This window comes from Candidatus Eisenbacteria bacterium (assembly GCA_016867495.1).
GTDB lineage: Bacteria > Eisenbacteria > RBG-16-71-46 > CAIMUX01 > VGJL01 > VGJL01.
Genome location: VGJL01000113.1, coordinates 1 through 8,290, shown reverse-complemented (window position 1 = coordinate 8,290; position 8,290 = coordinate 1). Strand labels below are relative to the sequence as shown.

General features: G+C 63.0%; 5 protein-coding genes and 1 pseudogene. 1 reads left to right on the top strand and 5 read right to left on the bottom strand.

The window, feature by feature from the left end:
- From FJY88_09860 to FJY88_09850, 3 genes are all read right to left on the bottom strand, one after another.
- Window positions 1-361 (bottom strand): hypothetical protein (locus FJY88_09860; GenBank protein MBM3287635.1); only part of this gene is annotated, 361 nt, incomplete at its 3' end.
- A 624-nt stretch (window positions 362-985) separates the two neighbouring features.
- Window positions 986-2,272, bottom strand: a complete 1,287-nt coding sequence (locus tag FJY88_09855) for a hypothetical protein (GenBank protein ID MBM3287634.1) — start codon at window positions 2,270-2,272, stop codon at window positions 986-988.
- Window positions 2,273-2,639: 367 nt separating this feature from the next.
- Window positions 2,640-2,954 (bottom strand): hypothetical protein, encoded by a 315-nt coding sequence (locus tag FJY88_09850; protein MBM3287633.1) that lies wholly within the window; start codon window positions 2,952-2,954, stop codon window positions 2,640-2,642.
- Here FJY88_09850 and FJY88_09845 point away from each other — a divergent pair.
- The gene (locus tag FJY88_09845) at window positions 2,934-3,353 is read left to right on the top strand and encodes a hypothetical protein (protein MBM3287632.1); all 420 of its coding nucleotides are present in this window, start codon (window positions 2,934-2,936) and stop codon (window positions 3,351-3,353) included. The genes FJY88_09850 and FJY88_09845 overlap by 21 nt on opposite strands.
- A 275-nt stretch (window positions 3,354-3,628) precedes the next feature.
- Here the strand turns inward: FJY88_09845 and FJY88_09840 are convergent, their stop codons facing one another.
- Both FJY88_09840 and FJY88_09835 read right to left on the bottom strand, forming a co-directional pair.
- Entirely contained in the window at window positions 3,629-4,789 is a 1,161-nt protein-coding gene (locus FJY88_09840; protein ID MBM3287631.1) for an ATP-binding protein, read from the bottom strand.
- A gap of 312 nt (window positions 4,790-5,101) precedes the next feature.
- A pseudogene (locus FJY88_09835) lies at window positions 5,102-5,459 on the bottom strand (hypothetical protein).
- Window positions 5,460-8,290 lie beyond the last annotated feature (2,831 nt).

The following is an 8,290-nucleotide window of genomic DNA, read 5'->3' as shown; positions in this document are numbered from 1 at the left end:
CCATTTTCCCGTTCCAGCTCGCCAGGCCGCCGGTCAGTTCGCCGTCTTCAGGGGCATTGAACTTCGCCGACACCTCAAGATCCGAAACGGCGGAGGTCAACACGAGACGCATCTCCGCGGTTTGGCCCAGCGACGGCCGCCTGTCCCCTACGAAGGTGGCGTGCACCACCTGGGCGATCCCTGTGTCCAGCGGGGGCATCTCCATCGCCATCCGCCGCTGCACGAGACTATCCTCGCCATCGCGACCGGGCACCGACAGAGCGACAATGGCCGCTATCCCAGCGAGGGCGAGCACCGGCGCACCAAACGCCAGCAACCGCCTACGGGGCCCGGCCTGAATCCAGCGACGACCCTGCGACATCGATTCCTCCTCAATTCGAAACGGCGCGACCTCGAGACCGATGCGATCGCTCCGAAGTGCCCTTAGTTGGTGGTCAGCCTTCTGTTGCGTCGCCAGGCGGCGTCCGGGGTCGGGACGTCCCTGGGCGTGCTCGACTCAATCATTCTAGCAGATTCGCCGCGCCGGGGGGAGACCCGATCGTCCGGCGCCGGCGGTTGGGGAATTCCACCCGCCTGCCCGGCCCGGGGCACGCGGCCGCGAGTCGAAGGGCGGGAATAGGTTAGACGTCTTCTAATCTGGAGCTGTCTACCCGAGGCGCGCGTTATCCGAGGGGACGGGTCGGTGGGCAGTCCCCCCTGGCTCTAGAGAACGCCGCCTTACGCCTGCAACCCGACAACTACCAACGATCTTGCAAACGCGCCGGAATTCGAACCGGCGATTGGATCCTACAGCGCTAGAGACGTCTGGGCCTGCGACTTCTCGACCCAGTAAACCGCCTTGTTCGCTGTCGTCGAGCGCCGAGGGTAGGAGAGAGCACCGACGTGCAGCAGACGGCGCAGCAACTGCGCCCACGGCACGCGACGACGGCCAGAGGACGACGCCTCTCGCCCCCCTACATCACCCACATCTCTCCGTCGGCTGTACCTATCGCTTGCTGCGCGCCAGCTTGTACCCCGCTGATGGGTCAGGCGCGGACGGCGCCGCGGTCGCCAGCGGACGCGAGTCGGTTTCGGCGTCCCTGATCTCGAAGATGATGGCTCTGTCAGTTTGCGGCAGAGAGTCAGCGCGGCCGTAGAAGGCGTTCTTGAGGCTTCCATAGGCTGCCGTGCTGTCTTGAATAGTGCAGCTGTCGTCTCCGGGACGCGTTCCGACCAGGAGGCACCCCTTCGCGGGATCCGTCTCGTTTCCGAGATGGACGACAACCTCCGCCCGCCGGCGGGGCACGTCGCTCAGGCTGAGAGTCCAATGGTCCGCCTCGTCGTAGCGGAGTGTCGTGCAATAGGCGCCCGCAGGAATCGAACTGAGGTTCTGACTTTCGTCTTCCCAGGGACGTTCAACGGCGTAGCAGAGAGTGTCGCCATTCGCGATAAGGTAGCCCGATGTGCACGAGGGATCAGCGGCGCGGGCCATCGTCAGGATGAAGTTCTCCGAGGGATCGCCGAACTCGATCGACGTCACATAGACGCCGGCGCCGTCGCCGCCGTAATCCGCTTCGGCTGGATCGAAGCTGCCGAAGAACTGCTTGTCCTGCGTGCACGTCCGGACCGTAACCACATAAGGGATGCTCCTCGTGAATTCGCAGGCTGACCACAGATCCACACGCACCTGGTACTCACCGAGAAGGGGAAGGACTTCGGCCCATGTGATGTTTTCATTGTTGATGTTGTCGATTGCGCATCCCGCGTTGGAGTCGAGGTCCAGCACTCCGCCGAAGGAACCTTCCTTGCGCCCGTAGTAGATATCCTCTCCTGAAGGCGTGGTGACGTGCAGGTCCATGTCCACCGGCGAGGACCAGTTCAAGCTGACCTGCAACAAGTGCGACCCCTGAGCCTGCGTGTTGACGGTCAACCGCATCAGCTTGGCCTGGGTGTTGCCCGAATCGGTCTCGCCGACGAAGACCATCGGAAGTTGCCCATAGCCGCCGCTATTGGAAAGGACGACAACCGCGTTGATGGATCCGGTGGCGTCGGAGTCAGGAACTGAGGCTCTGAAGTACCCTCCCGGTTTCGTGGATAGACCGACTCTGAGATGCCTGTAGGGCACGGCAGGATAGATCATGGCCGTCACGGCGGTTCCCCTGATGATCTGGGAGGCCATCTCCACTTCAGGTGCCGGGAGCTCGCCGCTTTCGATGAAGTCGGCAACGTAGTCGGCCTTGACCCCGTTCACCAGGACCGAATCGATCAGGGTATTGGGCCCCAGCAGGCTCACCGTAACGGGATCGTCGGCAGGCTCTTCCGTGGGTGACTTCGTGCAAGAGATTGATGAGATTACAGCTACGGCGATCAGGGGCATGAACGGAAGGAACCAAGAGCGCGACATTCCCGTCTCCTTCGTAAGAGTAGATCCCGTTCGTCCAATTCCTTATCGACGGGCGATTCCACGGACTTGAATCGGCTCCGGGACTCGAGCCTTGTGCGCTTGGGGATGCGGCGCAGGTCGGGGACTTTTCCGCTTTCCCGAGGAGAGGGTGTCTTCCCTACGAATGTCGCCCGCGCTGACTCTCTTGCGGTTGGCGTGATGCCTCGTCAGTCCTGACCATCGTTCAGCTGCGCCAGTCACGACGAGCCGGGCGGTTCTATCCGAAGCGGATGGTCTCGCCCTCGCGCGTGAGGTCGATATCCTGACGCCTCCGGCCGGCGAGATCCTCTCCCTCGAGCCTGCCGCAGGTGGCCGTGTTCGCGAGGAACGTGACCGTTGGATCGCCCCGCAGGAATCTCCCCACGATCGCCTCGATCGTCTCCTCGGAGGGGCAAGCGTAGTGGTCGGATCTGAACAGGCCGTCGATGAGGACCTTGCTATCCCCCATCCCGATGAGATAGCCCTCGTTCCCGAGGTAGGTGACCTCGAGCGCGCACGGGAGGAGAGGAGCATGCGAATCCGTTCGTTCCACCGGAAGCTGATCGTACCCCGAAGCGTGACCGTGGCGGGACTCTTCTTTGCGGCCATGACTTTCACCGCCGACGCCCAGGTCGAGCAGGTCGCGGACACGGCGTTCCATCCGGATGTGCTCGTGATCGCGAACGCGCTAGGTGGCGCAGAGGACTCGTCCGCTAGTCTTCCCGCGTTCACACCGGAGGAGGTCGAGGCGGTGCATGCCTGGGTCAGCGACGGAGGGGGGCTGCTCCTGATCGCCGACCATGCCCCGTTCGGGGAGGCGGCCATGCTCGCCGCGCAGGTGATCCGGCGCCCGGGTGTCGAGCCGTACAAGTTCGGCATGAACCAGGTAGGTCTCGACAACGCGCAGTTTGCCCTGAACGAGATGCGCTGGCTCGTCGGCGAGCGGAAATGACCGGATAGCGCTCCCGAAAGCGAGCCAGGCAAGGGGCGGCTGACCTGTCAAGAACGACCTGGCGGCATGCCACAGTTCGCGAGAACTCCAGGGGCTCGCGACTGAACCGCGCGGGCGCCAAGGCGGGCGCCACCCACGGCCATCCAAGATGCCGGGCGTCTCTTGCGGATCCTGTGGAATGACCTCAGTTGCTACCACGGACGCCCGACTCACATCGGGCTCGCGAGGGACTGCCCGCTGTCGTTGCGCCTCGATCGAGTTTCTTCACCCTACGCCTATTTGAGCACCGCGCCGCTCCAGAGCATCCGGAGGAACTCCCGCCAGGGTAGAACCTGGATCCCGTCGTGCACGCGGGGTGCGCGTTCATTGCAGACGAGGATCGCCTTCCGCGGGTGGTGCTCCTCCCTGAACGACTTCACCGACCTGAACTCCGCGTTGTCGACGCGACTGGCGCCCTTCACCTCGACCGCGACTTCTCCGCGCCCGAGAACGAAATCCACCTCCAGCCCGGACTTGGTGCGCCAGAAGTTCACCTCGTAGTCCAACCCTTTGTAGGAACGGTGAGCTAGGATCTCCATCAGGATGAAGTGCTCGAGCGCCCTGCCGAACAGCTCGCCGCGTTCTTCGCCGAGACGGCGCCTGGTGATGGCACCCGCTACTCCCACGTCGAAGAGGTAGAACTTCCCTGCCTTGGAGATCACTTGACGTTCCTGTCGCCGCCTGTAGGGTTCGAGCATCGTTCCGAGCAGCGTGTCGACCAGAACTTGGTAGTACCCCTTGACCGTCTTGGCGTCGACGCCACAGTCCCGCGCGATGTTCGCGTAGTTCGTCAGTTCGCCATGGGAATAGCCGACCGCGTCCAGGAACCGCGAGAACGCAGGCATGTTGCGGGTCAGGCCCTCGTCGAAGACCTCTTCCTTGAGGTAGTCGCGCACATAGGCGTGCAGCGACTTCTCGTAGTTCGCATCCAGGTAGTGCGCGGGAATCAGGCCCCGATTGAGCGCGGTCAGGAGATGAAGGTCCTTTACCTCGGGCGAGACGAGCGGATGCATCTCATGCCGCCACGCCCGGCCGCCAAGCAGATTCGCCCGCCCCCGTTTCAGCTTCCTCGCGCTGGATCCGCAGAGGATGAATCGCAGGCCGCGGTTCTCGATCATCCAGTGGATCTCGTCGAGCAGTGCGGGGACCTTCTGGACCTCGTCGATGATGATGGGACTCCTCAACCGCCCGGGGTCCGCGGCCTCGATTCGCTCTCGCAACAACGCCGGCCGCTTCGTCATCTCGAGGAGAAGATCGGTGCTCAGCAGATCGAAGCGCAGGCTGTTCGGAAAGGCCGACCGTAGATAGGTCGTCTTTCCCGTCTTCCGCGGACCCCACAGGAATGTGGACTGCCGTCTCGGGAGCTCGATTCGGAGCACACGCTCGATCGTTGGCATTGCGGGATGGTCCTCCCTTTTGGTCTTACCAAACGGGAGTAACATCCAGTTTGGTTCCAATGTCAAGCGCCAAGTTGCGTATTCCGGTCATTCCGATCGCCTGATCCGGAGGATTCCGATCACTGAACCCCTGTCCCTTCTGGAAACTTCATCTGAGGCGACATCGCGGAGATCTCTCCGCTTGATGGGGTCCAGATTGGCCCGCCACCAATCGTCGCGCAGGGAGATCGGTGGAGACCGATCACGTTCCTCAAAGGGAGAGCGACAAAGACGGATGGTCCTGGACGGTGGCCGGAAGCGCCCAAGCCGGGATCACGCCGCCTGGCGGAAGGACCTGTGGTGCAGGCCACCGACCATCGGCTCTGCCTCGATCGGACCCATCTCAGGCGGCTCGACGCCCCTCGGCCCTGGACAGTCCTTGGCGAGTCCGAGGTGAGTTCTCGAACCGTGGTAGTAGGTGAAGTAGTCCCTCAGAATCCGAAGGAGATGCCCTTCGCTGAAGATGATGACGTGATCCAGGCATTCCCGCCGGATCGATCCGATCACCTGTCCATGTGGCAGTCGGGTTGGCGGTCACGTTGAAGTGAAGGATACGTCGGCGCTCATTGCTCAGGATGAGGAGGACGAAGAGCACCCGGAAGGTCGCCGTCGGGACCGTGAAGAAGTCGATCGAGACGATCTCCTTGGCGTGGTTCTCGAGGAAGGTCCGCCAGTTCTGAGAAGGCGGCTTCCGGTGACGCGCCATGTACTTCGAGACTGTTGCCTGGCTGCTCTCGATGCCGAGCTTCAGAAGTTCGCCATGGATGCGCGGGGCACCCTAAAGAGCATTGGCCTCCGACATCTTGCGGATCAGATCGCGGATCTCGGGGGTGACCTTCGGCCTGCCCGGTCTCCCACATCGGCTCCTCCAGCGCCAGTAGAGCCGGAACCCCTCTCGATGCCACCGGATGACGGTCTCTGGCTGGACGATCGCCAACGACCCCGCCAACCCGACCAAAGGCGCGATAGCAGGACCCAGAGCTGAGACTGCAGGACGGAGATCAGGGCGCGAAGCAAGGTAAGAAGCATGGCCGGGAGGCCACCGCGGAGCTCTGCCCAACTGCAAGCCAGGCAACAAGGACAGGGGATTCAGAAAGGACAGGATTAGGGTTAGTCACACCATTGGGCGATTCCGCTTACAACCAGATCGTCCGCGGTGACGAACCTACCGCCTGCAACCAGGCAATCATCGTGGACCGTCAGATCGAGAACCCATCCCATCTCAAAACCATTCGCAAGCCCGGCCCCTAGCGGCTCCCACGCAGCTCCCGTCCACCTCGCGATGTAGTTCGCCGAGACACCCCCCGCAGCCCTGAAGGTACCTCCGGCAATTAGGCGACCACCGGAGACGGTCAGAGCTCCAACGAAACCATCCATCCCGGAGCCCAGCGGGCTCCATACAGATGCCCTCCAAGAGGCGATGTTACCAACAGGGAGCCCACCGGCACTGCGGAAAGCACCTCCGACAACTAGATCCCCATTGTGCTCAACCAATGCTACGACCTGGTCATCGACACCTGATCCCAGCGCGCTCCATGCGATTCCATCCCACTGAGCGATGCTATTCGCAGACACCCCGCCAGCCCTGCTGAAAACCCCACCCACAATCAGGTCGCCTTCGTACACAACCATGGCACCGATGTAACCATCAACGCCTGACCCGAGCGGGCTCCAGGCGACTCCGTCCCACTGAGCGACACTCTGCACCGGGATCTTGCCAGCACTGTTGAACATCCCACCCGCGATCAAGTACCCATTATAGACGGCTAGAGCTTCAACACGGCCATTCAGTCCGGATCCCAGCGGACTCCATCCGGCGCCGTCCCACTGAGCGATACTCCTCGCATCACTATCTCCAGCTCCACGGAACGACCCCCCCGCTACCAGGTGGTCTTCATAAACGGCAAAGGAAGTGACCCAACCGCGGACACCCGATCCAAGGGCGCTCCACGCGGTGCCATCCCACCGAGCAGTCCCGTTGGTTTGGATCCCGCCAGCGATCTGGAACCCCCCTCCTGCCACGACATATCCATCGTGAACCACCACGGCGTCGACTGGGCCATCCATTCCAGATCCGAACGCACGCCAGTGGCTTAATGTCGTCCCACTTGCCTGATTCGAAACGGCCGACCAATTTGGCACCTCGTCTGCCGCCTTGATGCGGAAATAGTAGGTCCTGTTCGCGACCAATCCTGTCACGACATACGATTGGCACTGCCCAGCGTGTCTCAGCGCCGGTTCGCCAGCGACCTGCGTCATGTGCCCCCACTCCAGGGTCGGGCTCACCGAGAGGCGAATGTCGTGGTGCGACACGGTGCCGATCATTCCGTCATCGCCCACAGCTTCCCAGGCCAACGTTAGTGACCCAGATGTCGCTGATTGAACCAACAGCGTCGTGATCGCTCCCGGCGCGGTTGTGTCAGGCGAGGAGGGTTTCGTTCCACCGTCCTCGCCTGTGCAACCCGCTATGAGTAAGAGCAAAGCGCCAACCGCGCCGATAGCAGACCGCTCTCTCCTCGAGGCAAGGTATGGAAACTTCACAACGATGGACCTAAACACCCTTGCCAGCCGATGCCCATAGAAGGACACTTCATCGTGCCTTCCCCCGCTTCGGTCACCCGCGAACCATTCTACCGACCCCGGGAGAAGCGCTCAAGGTGATGAGGCGCGCTCGCTTCCGCCCACCTCGCCCCCCTGCGCTGCCCTCCTGCAGCTCGAGTCCGCCCTCGGCCCCAGGAAATCACCCCCACCCGACATCGACAGGATAGGCTCCGCCCCTCGGACCCGCCCGATGAGCCCCACAGGCTCCGCGGATCCCCTCCTTCCGCCGATCGCTCCTGCCACCCGACCGATCCGGCTCCGCATCCCGCAGATCACCCCCTCTTCTTCCGTCTAGGCGGCGACCGAGCGGGAAGCTCGCAAACCGCGGAGCCTCCACCCTCCTCGCTTCCCTCACCTCCACCACCCCCTGCCTCTGACAAACCAAACTCCAGAGGCTCGCAACTGAAGCGCGCGGGCGCCAAGACGGGCGCCACCCACGGCCATCCAAGATGCCGCAGGATCCGGCCCACCACATCGGCATCGGTCAGGAAAGCGAGCACAACCATCGGGATCGACTTCGCCGCCGTCGAACACCGAGGGCAGGAGAGAGCATCGACGTGCAACAGCCGGCGCAGCAACTGCGCCCATGGCATACGGCGACGGCCGGAGGACGACGCCCTCGGCCCCCTTCCCTCGCCCCCCACTCTCCCCGAGGCATGCAGATCCAGCTCGCGAGGCGCCTGGGCCTCAGCGCCGGCATCCTCCCGCGACGGAGCAGAGGACAAGCGCCGCCGCATCCGACTGCGATTCGCGAAAAGCCCGTGATAGCGCACCTGATGGCTATACGGGAACGAGATCAGAGCCGCCGCAGGAAGTCCAGGGGATCCAGGATCAGATGCGTCGCTCCCCCCTCCTTCGGCC

What these genes read in the sequence shown, in the direction of transcription:
- FJY88_09845 (MBM3287632.1), top strand. Translation starts at nt 2,934, where the DNA reads ATGCGAATCCGTTCGTTCCACCGGAAGCTGATCGTACCCCGAAGCGTG.
- FJY88_09840 (MBM3287631.1), bottom strand. Translation starts at nt 4,789, where the DNA reads ATGCCAACGATCGAGCGTGTGCTCCGAATCGAGCTCCCGAGACGGCAG.